Source organism: Marinifilum flexuosum, from assembly GCF_003610555.1.
Classification (GTDB): domain Bacteria; phylum Bacteroidota; class Bacteroidia; order Bacteroidales; family Marinifilaceae; genus Marinifilum; species Marinifilum flexuosum.
The window spans coordinates 844170-862628 of the sequence record NZ_RAPQ01000008.1 but is presented as its reverse complement, the minus strand read 5'-3'; the positions used below and the strand labels follow the sequence as shown (position 1 = coordinate 862628).

General features: G+C 34.7%; 19 protein-coding genes and 1 pseudogene. 15 read left to right on the top strand and 5 right to left on the bottom strand.

Translation table 11 applies throughout. The features are described from left to right. Nucleotides 1-22: 22 nt before the first annotated feature. Nucleotides 23-640 (bottom strand): uridine kinase, encoded by a 618-nt coding sequence (gene udk, locus BXY64_RS03820; protein WP_110360963.1) that lies wholly within the window; start codon nt 638-640, stop codon nt 23-25. Between the two features lie 89 nt (nt 641-729). Here udk and BXY64_RS03815 point away from each other — a divergent pair, with 89 nt between their 5' ends. The 11 genes from BXY64_RS03815 to BXY64_RS03765 all read left to right on the top strand — a co-directional run bounded on the left by BXY64_RS03815 (nt 730) and on the right by BXY64_RS03765 (nt 9934). Continuing rightward, on the top strand, nt 730-1032 hold the full coding sequence (locus BXY64_RS03815; RefSeq protein WP_120238610.1) for a Dabb family protein: 303 nt from the start codon (nt 730-732) through the stop codon (nt 1030-1032). A gap of 51 nt (nt 1033-1083) precedes the next feature. After that, nucleotides 1084-2064: a type I phosphomannose isomerase catalytic subunit gene (locus BXY64_RS03810; protein WP_120238609.1), complete on the top strand. Its 981-nt coding sequence runs from the start codon at nt 1084-1086 to the stop codon at nt 2062-2064. Between the two features lie 131 nt (nt 2065-2195). Then, nucleotides 2196-2798 carry a ribosome biogenesis GTP-binding protein YihA/YsxC gene (gene yihA / locus BXY64_RS03805; protein WP_120238608.1) on the top strand — a complete coding sequence of 201 codons (603 nt, stop codon included), beginning with the start codon at nt 2196-2198 and terminating at the stop codon, nt 2796-2798. A gap of 186 nt (nt 2799-2984) precedes the next feature. Then, nucleotides 2985-3917, top strand: a complete 933-nt coding sequence (locus BXY64_RS03800; RefSeq protein ID WP_120238607.1) for a ribose-phosphate pyrophosphokinase — start codon at nt 2985-2987, stop codon at nt 3915-3917. Between the two features lie 116 nt (nt 3918-4033). Then, complete coding sequence (locus BXY64_RS03795; RefSeq protein WP_120238606.1) at nt 4034-4612, top strand: 50S ribosomal protein L25/general stress protein Ctc; 579 nt, start codon at nt 4034-4036, stop codon at nt 4610-4612. Between the two features lie 183 nt (nt 4613-4795). Continuing rightward, nucleotides 4796-5440 (top strand): aminoacyl-tRNA hydrolase, encoded by a 645-nt coding sequence (pth, locus tag BXY64_RS03790; protein WP_245996587.1) that lies wholly within the window; start codon nt 4796-4798, stop codon nt 5438-5440. 10 nt (nt 5441-5450) lie between these two features. Then, nucleotides 5451-5828 carry an RNA-binding S4 domain-containing protein gene (locus BXY64_RS03785; RefSeq protein WP_120238605.1) on the top strand — a complete coding sequence of 126 codons (378 nt, stop codon included), beginning with the start codon at nt 5451-5453 and terminating at the stop codon, nt 5826-5828. Between the two features lie 53 nt (nt 5829-5881). Continuing rightward, complete coding sequence (locus tag BXY64_RS03780; RefSeq protein ID WP_120238604.1) at nt 5882-6421, top strand: DUF4924 family protein; 540 nt, start codon at nt 5882-5884, stop codon at nt 6419-6421. 20 nt (nt 6422-6441) lie between these two features. Next, nucleotides 6442-7308 (top strand): DMT family transporter, encoded by an 867-nt coding sequence (locus tag BXY64_RS03775; protein WP_120238603.1) that lies wholly within the window; start codon nt 6442-6444, stop codon nt 7306-7308. A 2-nt stretch (nt 7309-7310) separates the two neighbouring features. After that, entirely contained in the window at nt 7311-8834 is a 1524-nt protein-coding gene (gene lnt, locus BXY64_RS03770) for an apolipoprotein N-acyltransferase (protein WP_120238602.1), read from the top strand. 56 nt (nt 8835-8890) lie between these two features. Continuing rightward, nucleotides 8891-9934 (top strand): hypothetical protein, encoded by a 1044-nt coding sequence (locus BXY64_RS03765; RefSeq protein WP_120238601.1) that lies wholly within the window; start codon nt 8891-8893, stop codon nt 9932-9934. Between the two features lie 84 nt (nt 9935-10018). Here the strand turns inward: BXY64_RS03765 and BXY64_RS03760 are convergent, their stop codons facing one another. Then, a complete protein-coding gene (locus tag BXY64_RS03760; protein WP_120238600.1) occupies nt 10019-10627 on the bottom strand; it encodes a M23 family metallopeptidase in 609 nt (202 codons plus the stop codon). A 14-nt stretch (nt 10628-10641) separates the two neighbouring features. Beyond that, a complete protein-coding gene (locus tag BXY64_RS03755; protein ID WP_120238599.1) occupies nt 10642-12156 on the bottom strand; it encodes a S41 family peptidase in 1515 nt (504 codons plus the stop codon). 340 nt (nt 12157-12496) lie between these two features. Here BXY64_RS03755 and BXY64_RS03750 point away from each other — a divergent pair, with 340 nt between their 5' ends. From BXY64_RS03750 to BXY64_RS21660, 4 genes and pseudogenes are all read left to right on the top strand, one after another. Further along, nucleotides 12497-13066 (top strand): hypothetical protein, encoded by a 570-nt coding sequence (locus BXY64_RS03750; RefSeq protein ID WP_120238598.1) that lies wholly within the window; start codon nt 12497-12499, stop codon nt 13064-13066. Between the two features lie 155 nt (nt 13067-13221). Then, on the top strand, nt 13222-14181 hold the full coding sequence (locus BXY64_RS03745) for a DUF4269 domain-containing protein (RefSeq protein WP_120238597.1): 960 nt from the start codon (nt 13222-13224) through the stop codon (nt 14179-14181). A 113-nt stretch (nt 14182-14294) separates the two neighbouring features. Beyond that, nucleotides 14295-14600: a two-CW domain-containing protein gene (locus BXY64_RS03740; protein ID WP_120238596.1), complete on the top strand. Its 306-nt coding sequence runs from the start codon at nt 14295-14297 to the stop codon at nt 14598-14600. Between the two features lie 64 nt (nt 14601-14664). Next, a pseudogene (locus tag BXY64_RS21660) lies at nt 14665-14796 on the top strand (ATP-binding protein); the annotation flags it as partial. Nucleotides 14797-14845: 49 nt separating this feature from the next. On the opposite strand, the gene BXY64_RS03730 reads toward BXY64_RS21660, so the two are convergent. Continuing rightward, a complete protein-coding gene (locus BXY64_RS03730) occupies nt 14846-16237 on the bottom strand; it encodes an NAD(P)/FAD-dependent oxidoreductase (protein ID WP_120239745.1) in 1392 nt (463 codons plus the stop codon). Nucleotides 16238-16414: 177 nt separating this feature from the next. After that, nucleotides 16415-18412, bottom strand: a complete 1998-nt coding sequence (locus tag BXY64_RS03725) for a protein-disulfide reductase DsbD family protein (protein ID WP_120239744.1) — start codon at nt 18410-18412, stop codon at nt 16415-16417. Nucleotides 18413-18459 lie beyond the last annotated feature (47 nt).

Below are 18459 nucleotides of genomic sequence, written 5' to 3'. Positions count from 1 at the left end.
CCTTTCAATATCTTATTAACAATTATAGTTTTACAATCAAATTCTTCTCAATAAAATGGGTAAGAATATTAATGGCAACTACGTTATTTCCTCCTTGAGGTACAATAATATCGGCATATCTTTTCGATGGTTCAATAAATTGCAAGTGCATTGGTTTTACTGTTTTTTCATAACGATCCAGCACTTTATTTACCGATCTTCCTCGTTCTACAATGTCTCTTTTGATCACTCGATTCAATCGATCATCAGCATCGCAATCAACAAATATTTTCAAATCCATTAAATCGCGTAGTTCAGGTTGTGTTAAGGCCAAAATCCCTTCAATAATTACAACTTCTTTTGGTTCAACCTTAATGGTTTCTTCAGAACGCAAACAGGTTAAATATGAGTAAATAGGCTGATCAATTGCTTCTCCATTCTTAAGTTTTTTAATGTGTTCCACTAACAGCTCAAATTCAACCGAACGTGGATGATCAAAATTTATTTCCTGACGTTCTTCCAATGGCATATCAGCATTATCTCTATAGTAAGAATCCTGTGGCAACACAGCCACTTCACCCTGTGGTAATTTCTCTATAATTTTTCTGACAACTGTAGTTTTACCCGATCCGGTACCTCCTGCAATTCCAATAATCAACATGTTGTATGATATTTAGATGTTTGCTGCAAAATTGATACTTTTGCAATAATTCGGCAAGCAAATTACTAATTATTTAAAAAAGAATTGAAATGATCAAACACATTGCAATGTTTAAGTTCAAGGCTTTCGGGTCTGAACAGGAGGAGAAGATTTATCAGGAAAGATTAGTAAAAGCCTTTGACGGATTAGATAATACAATTCCAGAAATCAAGTTTTTACAAATAGGTTTCGACCAATTAAAATCAGATGCTTCATATGATTTTATTGTGAATGTTGATATTGAAAATCTGGACGCCTTATCGGTATATGCTAAACACCCTGATCATATGAAAGCTGTTGAAGTGATTAAGGAAATGGCAATTGACCGAAAAGTTATTGACTACGAATTTTAATAGTCCCAAAAGCCACATAAAACATCAATCAAATTATTTAATTGTACAAAAATGAGTTTGTATCCTTTAAAATTTCAGCCAATCCTAAAAGATAAAATTTGGGGCGGCAGTAAATTAAAAACAGTTTTAAACAAAGACTTCTCTCCTCTGCCAAATGCTGGAGAAAGTTGGGAAATATCAGGAGTTGAAGGAGATATTTCTGTTGTTAGCAATGGTAATCTTGCTGGCAATAATCTTGAGGAGCTTATTGAAGTTTACATGGGCGACCTGGTGGGAGACAAAGTATACGATCAATTTGGTATGGAATTTCCATTGCTAATCAAATTTATCGATGCCAATGATGTACTATCAATTCAAGTGCACCCAGACGATGAACTCTCGAAAGAGAGACATAATGCCTTTGGAAAAACTGAAATGTGGTACGTGATTGAAGCTGATAAAGGATCGGAATTAATCGTAGGTTTCAACCAGGAAGTTGATAAAGCAAAGTATGTTGCCAAACTAGAAGAAGGCAAACTGGAGGAAATCCTAAACAACGAACCTGTTAAAAAAGGAAGTTGTTTCTTTATTCCTGCAGGTAGAGTTCATGCCATTGGAAAAGGAATTTTATTGGCAGAAATCCAACAAACTTCTGATGTAACTTATCGCATGTACGATTGGAATAGAACTGATGATCAGGGAAATCCAAGAGAATTACATACTGAATTAGCTGTTGATGCTATCGATTATAGTTTCGAGAAAAAATACAGAACTGATTACGAAACAGAAATCAACAAGTCTAAAGAATTAGTTCGTTGTCCATACTTTACAACCAACACACTTGAGTTCGATAAGCAAATTGAAAAAGATTACTCTCAATTAGACTCATTTGTAATTTACATGTGCTTGGATGGTGATTTCACAATTGAAAGCGAAGATGGAATTACCACAGAAGTTACCAAAGGTGAAACTGTTTTGATTCCGGCAGCACTTGAAAATGTTATTCTATTCCCTAAAGGAAAAACTGAAATTCTTGAAGTTTACATCAAGTAGAATTCATTAAATAAAAATTGCCTCTTCTCTTCTATTGTTGAGAAGAGGTTTTTATTTTATTAAAACAAGAATAAATTTATTTCGGAAAATTTAAGAATCTGTATACCTTTGCGCACGAAAACGGAGAACCAATGAATATTACTGCAGCAGAATTCGTAATGTCTAACTCGGATGTTAAAAAATGTCCGAAACCAGATAAACCAGAGTATGCCTTTATAGGGCGTTCGAATGTTGGGAAGTCATCATTAATTAACATGATTACCAATAATAAAAATCTGGCAAAAACATCTTCGAAACCAGGTAAAACACAACTAGTGAATCATTTCTTAATAAATAAGGAATGGTACTTGGTGGATTTACCAGGATACGGATTCGCAAAAGTTGCGAAAAATACTAAACAACGTTTTTCAAGATTAATATTTAAATACATCGAGAGCAGACCAAATTTGGTAAACCTTTTTGTACTGGTTGATTCACGTCATGAACCACAATCAAAGGATACTGAATTTATGGAATGGTTGGGTATAAACGGAATTCCATTTTCTATAATTTTTACCAAAACCGATAAGCTAACAAAACGTAAACTGGCAGAAAACCTAGAGGCATACAAGAAGATGATGCTGGAATCATGGGAAGAAATGCCTCCATATTTTATTAGTTCATCATCTAATGGTTTAGGCAAAGATGAAATTCTAAATTATATCGAAGAAACAATTAAGATGACACGGGAATAATACCGTATAAATTCAAGGAAGATCTCTGTTAAAGAAATCTTCTTTTTATTTTAAATAGGGGTAAACCCTATAGAAATCAATTGGTCAAAATATTTGCTGTTAAAGGATTTAATTCATTTTTTTGCAGCAATAATTTTTAAATTTGCACAATAAAACATATCTGATTTATAAACAAATAATACTTTAATGAAAGCCCCGATTAAAATCTTTGCTGGCTCGAACAGCGAACACCTTGCTGCTAAAATTGCAGAAGCTGCAGGTTTAAATGTTGGAGAGTCTAGCATTATTAGATTCAGTGATGGAGAATTTGAAACTGCTTACGAAGAAACAGTTCGTGGAGCTCATGTTTTTATCGTTCAATCAACTTATCCTCCGACTGATAATTTGATGGAACTTCTATTGATGATTGATGCTGCAAAAAGAGCTTCGGCTTACAAAGTATGTGCAGTAATTCCTTACTTTGGTTTTGCTCGTCAGGATAGAAAAGATCGCCCAAGAGTAGCAATTGGAGCTAAATTGGTGGCAAACCTATTAATGGCTGCAGGTGTTGATCGTGTGATGACAATGGATTTACATGCAGATCAAATTCAGGGATTCTTTGATGTTCCAGTGGATCACCTTTACGGTTCATCGGTTCTTCTTCCATATGTAGAAGAATTAAAGCTTAGTGATCTTGTGGTTGCTTCTCCTGATATGGGTGGTAGTAAAAGAGCACATGCGTATGCTAAATACTTGCATGCTGACATGGCGATTTGTCACAAAAGAAGAGAAAAAGCAAATGTTGTAGGTGAAATGACAGCTATTGGTGAAGTTGATGGTAAAAATGTTGTAATTGTTGATGATATGATCGACACAGCAGGAACAATTACCAAAGCTGCTGATATGTTGAAAGAAAAAGGAGCTAAAAGTGTTAGAGCAATTGCTTCTCACGCAGTTCTTTCTGGTCCTGCCTACGAAAGAATCGAAAACTCTTCATTGGAAGAGGTGATTTTCACCAACTCAATTCCATTGAGAGAAGAATCTGACAAGATTAAATCATTAAGTATTGCTGAGATTTTCGCAAAAACAATATTGAATGTTTACAATTGCGAATCAATCAGTTCCAATTTCATTTTATAATTCTTATCTTTGCGCCGATTTTAGGTAAAAATATTATAAACGTGTGATGGGATATTAATTGAACCTTTTTACCTGGTGATGATATTGGTATTGAGTAGCACAATAATTATTTTCAAATGAAAACATTAGAATTAAAAGGTTCTTTAAGAACTGACTTAGGAAAAAAAGCAACTAAAGCTTTACGTAGAGAAGAAATGGTTCCTTGTGAATTGTACGGTGGTGAAGAAAACATTCACTTTGCAGTTAGCGAGAAAGACATCAACAAATTGCTTTATACTCCAGAAACTTTCATCGTAAAATTCGATATCGAAGGCAAAGAGTTTACTGCAGTTATGAGAGAAGTTCAATTCCACGCTACTACTGATAAAGCTATTCACGCTGATTTTTACCAAGTATTTGAAGACAAAGCTTTCGAAGTTCTGATTCCAATTAAAGTTGAAGGATTCGCGAAAGGTGTTCAGGCCGGTGGTAAATTGGCAGTTAACTTGAGAAAACTAAAAGTTAAAGGTTTAATGAAAGATCTTCCTGAATTCTTACCTATCGATGTAACTGAATTAGGTCTTGGTAAGAGTACTCAGATTAGAGAACTTGCATTCGATAACCTAGAATTATTGAATGCTAAAAACGCCGTAGTTGTACAAGTTAAGCTTACAAGAGCTGCTCGTGCTGCTGCTCAGGCTGCTGCTGCAGAATAATTTATTCTCAGATAAAAAATATAACCTCCCTACCTTTAAAGGTTTGGGAGGTTTTTTATAAACCTGAGTTCGGTTAAAAATATTCTGTGATGTATATTTTTAATCGAACTCAGGTTTTAAGCTTAATTCTGATATTGAAACACATCCTTAGATTTAAACAATTATTCTAACTTTGGATTTGTTATGATACAGTTCCTGAAAAAATTATTGGGGAAAGGAAGTTCCTCTGATAGCGATAAAAAATTTGATCCAATGAAATATCTGGTTGTGGGTTTAGGAAATATTGGTGCAGAATATCACAATACCCGACACAATATTGGTTTTAGCATTTTGGATGCACTTGCAGAAACTGCAAAAATTGAATTTAAAGATGCTCGTTACGGAGCAATGTGCGAATATAAATTTAAAGGCAGAACATATGTTCTTGTAAAGCCAAGTACATACATGAATCTTAGTGGGAAAGCTGTTAATTATTGGTTACAGAAAGAGAAAATTCCTGTTGAAAACATGATGATCCTGGTAGATGATCTTGCTTTACCATTTGGAACCTTGCGTTTGAGACCAAAAGGTAGTGATGCCGGACACAACGGGTTGAAGCACATTAATGCAACACTAGGTCATCAAAACTATGCTCGCCTTCGCTTTGGTATTGGTGATGATTTTCACAAAGGACAGCAAGTAGACTATGTTTTGGGAAAATGGAGTGAAGAAGAGTCTGAAAAACTACCTGAGCTGTACAAAATCTGTATCAACATGATTAAAGGAATGAGTACAATTGGGATTCAAAGAACCATGACGGCTTATAACACCAAGAAAAACGGGAAATAGACCACAAGATATGGACGATAAGGTAAGAGTTGACAAATGGATGTGGGCAGTTCGAATTTTTAAAACACGCAGTATGGCCGCCGATGCTTGTAAAAAAGGAAAGGTATGCATAAATGACGTTACAATTAAGCCTTCTAGAGAAGTAAAATTGAATGAAAAAATCGACATTCGTGTTCCTCCCATTATTCGAAGTTATCGCGTTAAAGCAATATCTGGCAAAAGAATGTCAGCTAAATTAGCTGTTGATTTTGTTGAAGACATCACAGCACAAGATCAATTGGATTTACTAAATGCCACTAAAAATTTTGGCTTCGAACAACGTCAAAGAGGAACAGGTCGTCCTACAAAACAAGAACGTCGTTTGATAGATAAACTGAAAAAAGGATAATACAATGAACAGTGAGCAGTAATAACTGTTAACTGATAACTGATAACCGTATCATGATAATAGCACAGGAAAAAAGAAAAACCAACTTGGCCGAGTACATTTTATACATGTGGCAAGTTGAAGATATTTTAAGAGCTTATAAATTCGACATCGAAGCTGTTGATAAAAACATCATTTCCCAGTTCAAACAAGATGATGAAAAGCATCAGGAAATTAGAGCCTGGTACGAAAACTTGATTGAAATGATGAAAATTGAGAAAGTTGAAGAACGTGGACATTTACAAATTCTGAAAAACAATGTAAATGAACTATTCGATTTTCATATGCACCTTTTGAATAACAAAAAGGACGCTGCTTACATTGGATTATTCGAAAAAGCAGCTGGTAACATTTCTGAATTTCGTCAGAAATCTCAAGCAAAAGAAGAAAACAACGACATTGAAGTTTGTCTTACTGCTTTGTATGGCATTTTAATGCTAAAGCTTCAACAAAAAGAAATCTCGAAAGAAACCATTGCTGCTGTTACAACTTTTAGCCAGTTAATTTCAGATTTAACTGCTAAATACAAAGCTTTCGAGGAAGAAAAAGAATAACATCAAGCTCTTAAATATCTATGGAAGGATCAAACAAAAAAAGCAACTGGCTTTTACTCTTACTGGTATCATTCATTTGGGGTAGTCCATATATTTTAAGGGAAATTGCCTTAAAAAGTTTTAGCCACGATCAGGTTGCTGCTTTTCAGGTTTTTCTTTCTTTTTTACTATTTCTTCCATTAATATTTAAGAATTTTAAAAAGCTTGGCAAGGATAACATTATTCCTTTGATATTATCGGGATTGACTGGTAACATTGGTCCCTCCTACTTTTTTGCCAAAGCTCAAACCTTAATCAGTTCCTCAATTGCTGGTATGCTAACTGCCATGCTGCCAACAATCACTTTATTAATGGCAATCCTATTATTTAAAAACAAAACCAACATAAAAATAATCGGAGGTATTTTACTTGGTTTCGCAGGAACACTAATCATCATCTTTTCTGGTGAGTCTCATGGCACAACCCATTTACTAGGGATTTTCTATGTTTTTATGGCAATGGTTTCGGTTGCTACCAGTATTAACATCATAAGCTTTGCCTTACCAAAACTAACAGGTACCGAAATAGCATCTTTGGCATTCCTTTTTGTTGGACCTATGGCAGGTTCTTACTTAGCTTTTACGGATCTTAGTGCACCATTAGCAGCTGAAAACTTTACCAACAGTGCATTAATGTTAGCTTTACTTGCCTTACTAACTTTTGCAGGCGTAATATGCTACAATCGCCTCATCAAACAATCGTCGCACGTTTTTGCAGCTTCCATTGCCTATCTTATTCCAATAGTGGCAATTTTCTGGGGAATTGTAATCGGAGGAGATCAAATTTCATTGGCACAAATCGCATCAATTATCATTATCTTAGTGGGAGTTAACCTAACACACCGATAATTGTGAATAAAAATATTCTTCTTGCTTTAAGTTCAGGAATCCTTCTTGGAATTCCTTTTTGTATTCCATCTCTTTTTTTCCTGATAATATTTGCATGGATTCCATTACTATTTTTGGAGGAAAGGCTTAAAGAACATCATAATCCATATTTACTTTTCAACTACACATTTCTAAGTTTTACAATTTGGAATGTAATGGCGTATTGGTGGGTGGCCCAAGCACATTTTTTAGGAGTTACTCTCATCATTTTAATAAATTCAATGTTGCTTGCGCTGATATTTTGGTTGATCAGTAAAGCCAGGCAGACCTTGCACATCTCCATACTTCTTCCATTTCTAATTATTTGGTTAGGCTTTGAATATTTCCATACACAATGGGATTTGGCCTGGCCATGGTTAAACCTAGGCAATGCGTTCGCTTCTACTCCTTCCTGGATACAATGGTATGAATATACCGGTACCAGAGGTGGTAGCTTGTGGGTTATCCTCATCAATTACTGTGTTTTTGAAATCATCCGACGAGAAAAGGACTTTCGCTATTCACAGGTATTCATTTTATTGATCTTATTTGGAATTCCTCTTCTATATTCCTCCTTTAAAAATGATATCAAGTCCGAAAACATTTCAGGTAATCGCACATTTGCCTTGATTCAACCCAACCTCGACCCTTATACCGAGAAGTTTGTTCCTGAAAATCAAGCAATCCATTTTAACGAATTTATAGGATTGGCCGATTCTGTTTGCAAAACATTTCAACCTGATTACCTCTTCGGACCAGAAACATTAATTCTTCAGGCAATTAATGAAAAACAACCATTTTCATCTATTTATTTTCAACAACTAGTCAGTTTAAAAGAGAAATATCCAAAAACAAATTTCCTAATTGGAGTTCACAGTAAGATTGATGATGAATCATTCAACTCGGCACTTTTTATCAGCAATTCTATCCCACAGTTCTACCACAAAACAAAACTGGTTCCCATGTTTGAGCGAATTCCTTTCGATAAATACCTTGGGTTCTTAAACAAATATTCTCTCGAAATAGGTGGCTACAATGGAACTTACAGCAGTAGAAATGAAACGGATTACTTTATGGCCGATTCAACTGCAATTGTGCCTGTGGTTTGTTTCGAATCTATTTTCGGGGATTACTGTGCAAAACGCATTCCTGAAACAGCTGGATTTATTTGCATGATTACCAACGATGGCTGGTGGAAAAATACTCCTGGTTACCTGCATCATTTTAACTTTAGCCGCATTAGAGCCATTGAAACTCGTCGCGATTATATTCGTGTAGCAAACAATGGAATTTCTGCCCATATTAACTCTAAAGGCACGATAATTGCTAAAACAAGTTGGTGGAACAAAACAATACTTAGCGGAAATCTGAGTTTATTAAGTGGTAAAACGTTTTATTCTGAACATGGAGATTACATTGGCCGAACTTGCCTGTTTTTTGCCATTCTTCTCTTAATCTTTGTTAAAATTCGTACTTATACGCATCGATTATCAGGCAGAAAGTTTTAATTCCATTAATTTTGAGAGAATTCAGATTTTTTTTTAAAACTAAAATAACACACAATATGTATCGATTATTACTTGCTTTACTAGCTGTTTGCATGATAAGCGGAACGCTTAACGCAGCAAAATACAAGAAAATTGACAAGACATTCAAGTCTGTTGAGAACCTAAAAATAGATGCCCATTACGGAAAAGTACAGATTAAAAATTGGGATAAAGATGAAATTCATTTCGAAGTTTTAATCACGGTTGACGGATCAAAAGAAGATAAAAACGAAACCATGGTTGAGAATATTAATGTGGATTTTACTGAGGGAGGTCAACAGTTAGTTGCTCAAACTGTTTTGGGTGATTTCTTTTCATTAAAAAAATTGACTAACTCTTTGTTCAATAAGGGTAAAATTAAGATTTCGTACACAGTGCAAATGCCTGCTTCAGTTAATCTTGAAATCATTCAAAAAAATGGTGATGTATTCCTGGATGATCACAACGCTAAATTTAGTCTGGATCAGAATGGAGGAAACTTTACCGCCAATAGCTTAAATGGCAACAATAGATTTAAACTTTCCAATGTAAATGTAAAAATCAATCAGCTTGCAAACACTGAATTGGATGCTTCTGGTTCTGAATTTAAAATTGAGAATGCCGATAAAGTCTCAGGAGAAAGCCGAGATTCTGAATACACCATTCAGGTAATCGACAACCTAAACATTAAATCGGCACGCGATAAATTTGATGTGAAAGAGATTGAAACACTATACGGAACTTCGAACTTTACCAAGTTTGAAATTGCTCAATTGGGTGACGAAATTGACTACGAATTAAAATTTGGTCACATCAATGTTTTCAACATTAACAACATGTTCTCTTTCATTAAACTTGATTCTAAATATGGCCACATTGGCTTAAGCTTTATGGAAGGTTGTAACATTGATTACGAAATCAATCACAAATCGGTGAAGTTCGACAACTCGAATGATTTTACCTTAAAGAACGAAGAAACTGCAGATAAAAAGACCTACGTTGCAAAAGGAAAAATTGGTTCCAAGAAATCAATCTCAAAATTGAATATTCGCGCCAACAATTGTAAGATGAGATTAGAATAAACTCGCCAAAATAACATATAGAAAAACGACCAATCCCATCAGGGATTGGTCGTTTTTTCTTGTCTTCATTGTACGGTCAATTTTTCAATTTACATGTCTTTGCAAAAATACAACTGGATCATAGAAGTATTTATACAAATCTTCCTTTGTGTAACATACCAAAGAGTAGGAAGCATACAATCTATTTGGCTTTGAATTACTCCCCTCCAACTTTATTGGCCTTACTTTTAGTACCTCGAAATGAACATGATCAAAATGCCAACCATATCGTTCTAACTCTTCTTTATTCATAAATCTGGCAATTGGCCTCTTTGGATTCACCTCATCAAACAAGCCAACATCTATTCCTGCAATATGCTCATAAACTGTCCAAAACTTTCCATCATACGAATCATGTTCAATAATGATTTGAGCATATGGTCCATCTTCTCGTTTACTAAGCACAACACCTTCACAAATTGGAAATATAGGCTCATCAATATAATTCTTGCTTGGCCTTTTAATATCTATTCCTGTGTGATAATGTGCCGGAACTTTAGGTCTGGATTTTCTTATTACACCAAATTCTCCTATCTGCGTTAACTCTAGTTGCTCAACTAATTTCACATCTTCAGATCTAATTGGAAGGCTATATTCCATTACGCTTCCAATAACCAAAGTAAACATCAATAAAACAATATTTCCTAACATCATGAATTCAGTATTTTTTAATTCTCTATAAGCTCTATTGCCTTTTTCATCTCTTTATCAATATTGCCGCTGTATTCTTTAAAGGAGTAATGCACATTTATATCTGGTCGAACTCCGCTTATAGAATCCGACAAGTCAATCACGCCATAAGTCATCGGCATATAATATCTTATTCCAGAATTTTCAAGTTCCAAATCAACCCATATATTTCCGCCAAACGACATGCTATTTTTTGTTTCGCTACCTATTAATACTCCCAATTGATTTCTCTTAAAAATTGCTGCTACATCCTGGGCAGCTGATGCCGTTTCATGATTGATAAGCATTAAAACACCACCTCTAAATGGATATGACACTTTTTGAGGATCAAAATAAGATGGTCCTGAATTTCTTAGTTCACCATTATTCATGCTTAGTTTATCTTCAATATAGTTTCCATATTCATGAAGCTTGTGAATTGGGAATTTCCATAAAACAGAAGGAACTTTCATGTTATAAAAACTTCTATTCTTTTTTTGGTTAATCTGCCATCTTGCCACTTCACTCATTTTCCAAATATAATTCTCATAAGTTTTCATTCTTTTATTGGTAAGATATCCCAACACATAACGACCATATTTTTCACTTCCTCCTCCATTATCTCGCAAATCAATTATTAAGTAATCTTTGGAATAGTGACTTTCGAAAAATAAATCTACTTCCTTTTTAAAACGATCCATATCAATGTCTGAAAAATCATTTAAATCAATTACGGGAATAGAATCTCCATTAACACCTAATTGATAAAACTGATATTTGGGTTTTATTCGGTTTTTAGTTTGAAAATCAGGATTCCTATCCATTAAATTAACCTTAAAATTACTTTTTACACCATTTGATTTTACTTCTAACTTTACCGAATCCTTTATCTGATAATAATAGTATAGGTAGAACGAAAAGTTCTTTGCAATTTTATTGTTTTTAGTATGTTCCAACGCCGTACTCTCAAAATTCGATAACGTGCTTAAAATCTTGTCACAAGCAATATCATTAATCGATAATATCTCACTTCCAATTGGCAATGGCCTACTTGTTGAATCATTTCCCACAACATATAAGCGATTGTTAAAAATTTTTACCCCATACGGAAAATAACTGATTGGCTCGTTTTCTACCATGAATATAATGGTATGACTATCTTTCGTTTTAGCAGCCAAGCTGCGCAGTAAAAAGTACAATTCAACCTTTTTTAAACTATCGCCTGAATGAGTATTAATTATTTTAGCAAGAGAATCTTTTGCAATTCTAAATTCAGTATCACTTGTATAACGATATGGTTGTGGATGGGCTGTTCTAATAGCATGATAATAGTTTTGCAAATCCTTTAGAGCTTTTTCCTTGCTTATTAAAGAATTTGGATCAATTTTATGGTAACGATATGCACTTTTTGCTGGAGAAACAGTACACGACCATGAGATCAAATAAAAGATCATTATACCAAATGACAATAATCCTAAAATCTTTACAAAATTTACAATCCGCTTTAAAATCATCTTTTACTTTATTTATTCTGATTTATCTTGTGAATTTACACACAATCAACTATAAACAAAATATTTTTCATTGTAAATATGTTATCTCTACAAACTTAATGCTTATTTGACACGGTAATAATTGTTCTATAGGATGAATAAACCTGTAAATAGCAAGAATGAATGTTTCCAATCTTGTGTAAATCCATTCATATGAATAAAAAAAAAATCTACTGACCAAGCCTCAACAAGTTCATATATATTGACAAAACTTTCTCTTCTAAATTAGCAGTTTTAACATCTTTTAAGTCCCGCTGCACGCTCCTTTTTATTATATTCAAGCGAATTAAAACACAACAACATGAAACGATTTTTTGCAATAACAATACTATCTCTGCTTTTAACCAGTGCATTTGCACAGAAAAACCTAAAGAGTACTTTCGAGAAAGATTTAATCAATTATACTACTGCTTTTAACAACAAACAATGGGATGTTGTTACTGAAATGATGTATCCTCGCATTTTTGAAATGATGAGCAAGGACAATATGATCATGCTCATGCAAGGAATGGACAACATGGGTGTTAAAATGACTACCGATTTTAAATCCATCAACAAAATTTCCAATGTTGTTGAATCGGGTAATGAGAAATATTGTAAGATTCATTACTATGGCATTGTTAAAGTGAGGCTTTCAGGTTTAATGTCGCAAGGATCATCATTGGTTCAACCTAAATTCGAACAAGAATTTGGTAAAGAAAATGTGAAGTACGACGAAGAAAGTAATTCATTTACCATTAAGGCTCATCGATCTATGGTTGCCATTGCCAGTAAAAAATCCAGCAATTGGAAATATATCGATATTAATTCGCCACAGGCCAAAGGATTACAAAAATTGATTCCAGAAAATGTAAAGAGACAATTAAGATAAGGTTCTTTTCTCATCTCGATAGCCATCATGCTCCAATAAGAACTTTAACAAGGGAAATTTATTTTTAAGAAATATTGAACTATTGGAATATATACAGATTTCAATTATATTAGAATTACACGAAAGAAATAAAAGAACAATCTAAACAACACACTATGAAAATATACTTCTCAGGATCGATCCGTGGCGGCCAAGATGATGCTGCAATCTACAAACAAATTATCGATGAACTAAAAAGATATGGCAATGTGCTAACAGAGCATATTGGCTCAAAAGTTCAAGAAACCAATTTATCTGATGAAGAAATTCATGACCGAGATTTAAAATGGGTAATGGAGGCTGATGTCGTGGTGGCTGAAGTAACTACCCCTTCGCTTGGAGTTGGTTACGAAATTGGCCGCGCCGCCGAAATCAATAAACCAATTATATGTTTGTATCGCAAGAATGGTAAGAAACAGGTTTCAGCAATGATCGCTGGCTGCTCTCAAGTAAAAAGTTTCGAGTATTCAAAAGTTGAGGATACTAAACAAATACTAGCTGAACAATTTCGTGACATCAATAAAGATTGGAGAAATATCAATTACTTAAAAGATGGATCTCCAGTTCAGGTGAAAGCATACAATTGCCTAAACAAACTTGGAATTTTAGATTCTTTGGCAGAATATAACCCTACTTTAACCGGTACCATTCCAATAGGCATATCGACAAAAGAAAGCGATTTAGATATTGCTTGCAGATTCTTTGATGCCGATCGTTTTGAGCGTGTAGTGGAATCCATTTATGGAAAACAAAAAGATTTTAAGATTGAGCAAAAAGAAAAAGCTGGCTATTGGGTGGTAGTTGCAAACTTCAAGTATGAAGGTTTCCATATCGAAATTTTTGGTTCGGCATATCCTGTAGTAGCACAGAATTCATATCGACACATGCTGATTGAAGATCGCATTTTAAAACTTTTAGGTGACGATTTTAATAATGAAGTGGTAAAGCTTAAAGAAACTGGTATAAAAACAGAACCTGCTTTTGCTGATTTGTTAAAGCTGAAAGGCGATCCTTTTTACGAGTTATTGCAGCTTGAATCCTATAGTGATAGAGAAATCAAAAATCTTTGGAAGTAGGATTTCAAATTCTTTTGCTTTAGATTGATTTACCCTAAAATAAGTATACTTTATCAAATCGATATCCAATTTTGTTCGAGCTTATTTATTTTAGGGGCGGAGAACGAGAAAAGATGAAGAAAAAGAACTGTTGGGAATACTTTAATTGTGGGAGAGAAATAGGAGGAGCCAATACCAATGAATTGGGAGTGTGTCCTGCAAGTGTAAAATTTGAAAACACAGGTGTTAATCACGGATCGAAAGCAGGAAGAAGCTGCTGGACTGTGGAAGGCACTTTATGCAACAAGAGCATTCAAGGTGAAATAGAAGAAAAACTACTAGGATGTATTAACTGCAGTTTCTTTAAGATGGTGAATGAAGAAGAAAGCCGGGAATTTATCTTATTGAATGAAGAACTGGTAAAAAAAGACAATTCCTAATTTTTATTTAAAAATCAATTAATATTCCACTCTTTAGTACTCCTAAAAAGCCAAAAACAAAAGCCATGGCTTGGGACTTGTGATTGTAAAGCGCATTATCAAAAGATTTGATGGTTGGGTATATGTTGAAAGTGTATTAAACAAAGGAAGTACATTCAGCTTTTACCTTCCTACCGATTTAAATACCCAAAAATAAAGCTTGGCTGCCATTGCAACCAAGCTTTTGTTTTCTATCTAAATTTATTTTAAAGCTGTTTAAGCAATTCTCTTGCAATTACCACTCCATTAACCGAAGCTTGCATTAAACCACGTGTAATACCGGCTCCATCGCCACCCAGGTAAAGATTCTTAACCGATGTCGATTGGAAGCTTTCGTCCACTTTTGTGATATTGCTATAGAATTTCACTTCTACACCATACAATAAAGTTTCATCAGAAGCCAAACCTGGTGTTACCTTATCCAAAGCATAAATCATTTCTTCAATATCTTTTAGAATACGGTGCGGTAAAACCAAACTCAAATCACCTGGAACTGCATCTTTCAAAGTTGGAATGATATTGTTTCTGTACAATCTCTTTGAAGTAGTTCTGCGACCGCGAACCAAATCACCAAATCGTTGAACCAAAATTTGGTTATTGGTTAGCATGTTTGCCAACCTGGCAACATGTTTACCATATTCAATTGGAGCTTTAAAAGGTTCGGTAAACTTTTGCGATACCAACAAAGCAAAATTTGTATTATCACTCTTCAGATCTTTGTAACTATGGCCATTTACAACTGCCAAATCACCATCATAATACTCCGAAGAAACAAATCCTCCAGGGTTACTACAAAAAGTTCTTACCTTATCGTCAAAAGTTTGGGTGTAGTGAATTAATTTAGCTTCGTAAAAGTTCTCGTTGATATCCTGCATGATTTCATTTCTACATTCAACACGCACACCTATATCAACAACACCTACTTCGGTAGAAATACTTTCTTTGCTACACTCTTTCATTAGCCAATCAGCACCATCTCTACCAACCGAAACCATTACCAAATCACCATAATAGCTTCCTTTTCCGTTCCTAACTCCCTGTATTTTATCACCATCAAGAATCAAGCTTTCCACAGCACAATTAAACTGTACCTCAACTCCCTTTGATGTTACATACTCGTACAAACGTCTGTACAAATCCTGAGCTTTCTCGGTTCCCAAATGACGAACCGGACAATGAACCAATTTCAAATTCGATTCAATGGCTTTGCGACGAATATTCTCCATTGCAGGAGTTAATTTTTCACCGTGGATATCGGTAGCTGCACCAAATTCCAGATAAATACCATCGGTATAAGCAATTAAATCAATGGTTTCTTCAACTCCCAAATATTCCGGAAGAGTTCCACCCACTTCGTGCGATAAAGACAATTTTCCATCAGAGAATGCACCTGCTCCTGCCCAACCAGTAGTAATACTACAAGGTTTACAATGTACACAAGTTCCTCCATTGGTGTGTTTCGGACAAGATCTTTTGTCCATTCCTCTACCCTTTTCAAGGATTAAGATTTTTAAGTCGTCTCGATTTTTTACTAATTCGTAAGCACAAAAAATACCGGCTGGACCGGCTCCGACAATAATCACATCGTATTTTTCCATACGTAATTTAAATTTTAAAAGATTAAAGCGGCTTACCATTTTTTCGAAAGGCAAACTTTCAAAAATAGGAATTCTTTTGGAAGAAGAAAACAGTTGAAACTTATAATGATTATAAATATCAGGCAAATAAAAACCGGAACACATTGATGCTCCGGTTCTTTATCATTTATTCTTATTTTATCTTTTGGCAAACTCTTTCTTTCCGCTCTCCAGGAACTCAAGGAATCTGTCTGCATTCAGATCATATGCTCTTGGTTCAACCAATGTATTCTCCTCATGATCTAAAAGTACATAATATGGTTGAGCATTTACACCAAATCTGGTAATCTGAAAATCGGCGTATTTCTTTCCCAATGTCTTTTTTACTTTACCATCGTAGGTGGAAGTTATCCAGTCTTCTTCTGGTAGTTTCTGCTTGTCATCTACATAAAGTGCAATAATCACATAATCTTCACGAAGCACTTTTTGCACTCTGGCATCAGACCAAACGTTGGCTTCCATTTCTCTACAGTTTACACATCCGTGTCCTGTAAAATCGATGAAAATAGGCTTATTTTGCTCCTTGGCACAAGCTAACCCCTGCTCAAAATCGAAATAACCTTGCAAGCCATGTGGTAAGTGTAATTTATCAGCGTACTTTGGTGTTTCACAAATCTCACTTTTGGCATCTTTAAAACCAGCACCCGATTGATCACGTACTATGGCAGAAATATCAAAATCTTGTGTAGTTTGTGGAGGCAAATAACCTGAAATCGCCTTTAAAGGAGCTCCAAACATTCCTGGAATCATGTACACTACAAATGAAAATGAACAAATTGCCAGCATCAATCTTGGTACCGATATGTACTTTAAATCACTATCGTGACTGAACTTTAATTTACCCAAAAGGTAGAATCCCATTAAAGTAAAAATTACAATCCAGATTCCCAGATAAACTTCTCTATCCAAAATTCCCCAATGGTAAGTTTGATCAGCAATACTTAAAAATTTTAGTCCTAAAGCTAGCTCTAAAAAACCTAAAACCACCTTAACCGAATTCAGCCATCCACCAGATTTAGGAAGATTGCTTAGCCAAGAAGGGAAAATGGCAAAAAGTGTAAATGGCAGTGCAAATGCCAACGAGAATCCAAACATCCCAACAATTGGCTCTAAAATCTCGCCACCTGCCGATTGTACCAAAATAGAACCTACAATAGGTCCTGTACAAGAAAATGAGACCAGTACAAGTGTAAATGCCATAAAGAATGATCCTGCAAATCCTCCCTGGTCCTCTTTTGCTACCGATTTATTTACCAACCATGATGGCATTGTAATTTCGAACATTCCAAAGAATGAAAAAGCAAACACAAAGAAAATGGCAAAGAAGATGACATTAGGAATCCAGTGTGTACTCAACCAATTGGCAAAATCAGCACCCAAAGTAATGGCTACAATAGTTCCAATGATCGTATAAATACCTATAATTGAAACGCCATAAAATATTGCATTAAAAATGGCTTTCTTTCTGTTCTCCGAACTGTGCATAAAAAATGAAACTGTCATAGGAATCATTGGAAACACACAGGGAGTAAGCAAAGCAATCAAACCAAAGGTAAAAGCAATAAAAAACAATGACCACAAGGAAGCATATTCCTTTCTAGGATTTTTCATTGCATTAATTTTTTCCTTTTCAGCTTTTACAGGTATTTCATCAACTTGATTTAATACTGTGTTCCCCTCGTTAATGGCAAACTCGAAATCAGGAGTAAATAACACACACTCTCCTTCTCTACAAGTTTGATATTCCATTTCGCCGGCAATCGTAAATGCAGCATTGGATAAAACCTTGATTTTTTGTTTTAAGATTGCTTCATACTCAAAATATTCGATATCCATTTCGAATATTTCGTCGAAAGTTTTTTTGGCTTTGGTAATTTCTTCTACTTCACCAATGCGTTCATAATTTTTCGATCCCTCAAAAGTAAAACTTAGTCGAACGGGTCCTCCATCTTCAAAATTTTGCGAATACAAATGCCATTCCTTATCTATTTGTGCTTTAAAGACAAGGTTTAATTCTGTATCACTTAATTTTTCGGTAGTAAATTCCCAGGAAACAGTTTCTAGAATCTGTGCATGTGTGTTTAAGAAACTGGTAAGGAGTATTCCCAGAAGTAAGGTGAGAATTTTTTGCTTCATATGGTTTAATTTTTTACAGTAACGCATATAAAATTAGCATTATAAGC

Excerpts from the sequence above, each read along its gene's own strand:
- udk (WP_110360963.1), bottom strand. The coding sequence starts at position 640 with ATGTTGATTATTGGAATTGCAGGAGGTACCGGATCGGGTAAAACTACA.
- BXY64_RS03815 (WP_120238610.1), top strand. The coding sequence starts at position 730 with ATGATCAAACACATTGCAATGTTTAAGTTCAAGGCTTTCGGGTCTGAA.
- BXY64_RS03810 (WP_120238609.1), top strand. The coding sequence starts at position 1,084 with ATGAGTTTGTATCCTTTAAAATTTCAGCCAATCCTAAAAGATAAAATT.
- yihA (WP_120238608.1), top strand. The coding sequence starts at position 2,196 with ATGAATATTACTGCAGCAGAATTCGTAATGTCTAACTCGGATGTTAAA.
- BXY64_RS03800 (WP_120238607.1), top strand. The coding sequence starts at position 2,985 with ATGAAAGCCCCGATTAAAATCTTTGCTGGCTCGAACAGCGAACACCTT.
- BXY64_RS03795 (WP_120238606.1), top strand. The coding sequence starts at position 4,034 with ATGAAAACATTAGAATTAAAAGGTTCTTTAAGAACTGACTTAGGAAAA.
- pth (WP_245996587.1), top strand. The coding sequence starts at position 4,796 with ATGATACAGTTCCTGAAAAAATTATTGGGGAAAGGAAGTTCCTCTGAT.
- BXY64_RS03785 (WP_120238605.1), top strand. The coding sequence starts at position 5,451 with ATGGACGATAAGGTAAGAGTTGACAAATGGATGTGGGCAGTTCGAATT.
- BXY64_RS03780 (WP_120238604.1), top strand. The coding sequence starts at position 5,882 with ATGATAATAGCACAGGAAAAAAGAAAAACCAACTTGGCCGAGTACATT.
- BXY64_RS03775 (WP_120238603.1), top strand. The coding sequence starts at position 6,442 with ATGGAAGGATCAAACAAAAAAAGCAACTGGCTTTTACTCTTACTGGTA.
- BXY64_RS03765 (WP_120238601.1), top strand. The coding sequence starts at position 8,891 with ATGTATCGATTATTACTTGCTTTACTAGCTGTTTGCATGATAAGCGGA.
- BXY64_RS03760 (WP_120238600.1), bottom strand. The coding sequence starts at position 10,627 with ATGATGTTAGGAAATATTGTTTTATTGATGTTTACTTTGGTTATTGGA.
- BXY64_RS03755 (WP_120238599.1), bottom strand. The coding sequence starts at position 12,156 with ATGATTTTAAAGCGGATTGTAAATTTTGTAAAGATTTTAGGATTATTG.
- BXY64_RS03750 (WP_120238598.1), top strand. The coding sequence starts at position 12,497 with ATGAAACGATTTTTTGCAATAACAATACTATCTCTGCTTTTAACCAGT.
- BXY64_RS03745 (WP_120238597.1), top strand. The coding sequence starts at position 13,222 with ATGAAAATATACTTCTCAGGATCGATCCGTGGCGGCCAAGATGATGCT.
- BXY64_RS03740 (WP_120238596.1), top strand. The coding sequence starts at position 14,295 with ATGAAGAAAAAGAACTGTTGGGAATACTTTAATTGTGGGAGAGAAATA.
- BXY64_RS03730 (WP_120239745.1), bottom strand. The coding sequence starts at position 16,237 with ATGGAAAAATACGATGTGATTATTGTCGGAGCCGGTCCAGCCGGTATT.
- BXY64_RS03725 (WP_120239744.1), bottom strand. The coding sequence starts at position 18,412 with ATGAAGCAAAAAATTCTCACCTTACTTCTGGGAATACTCCTTACCAGT.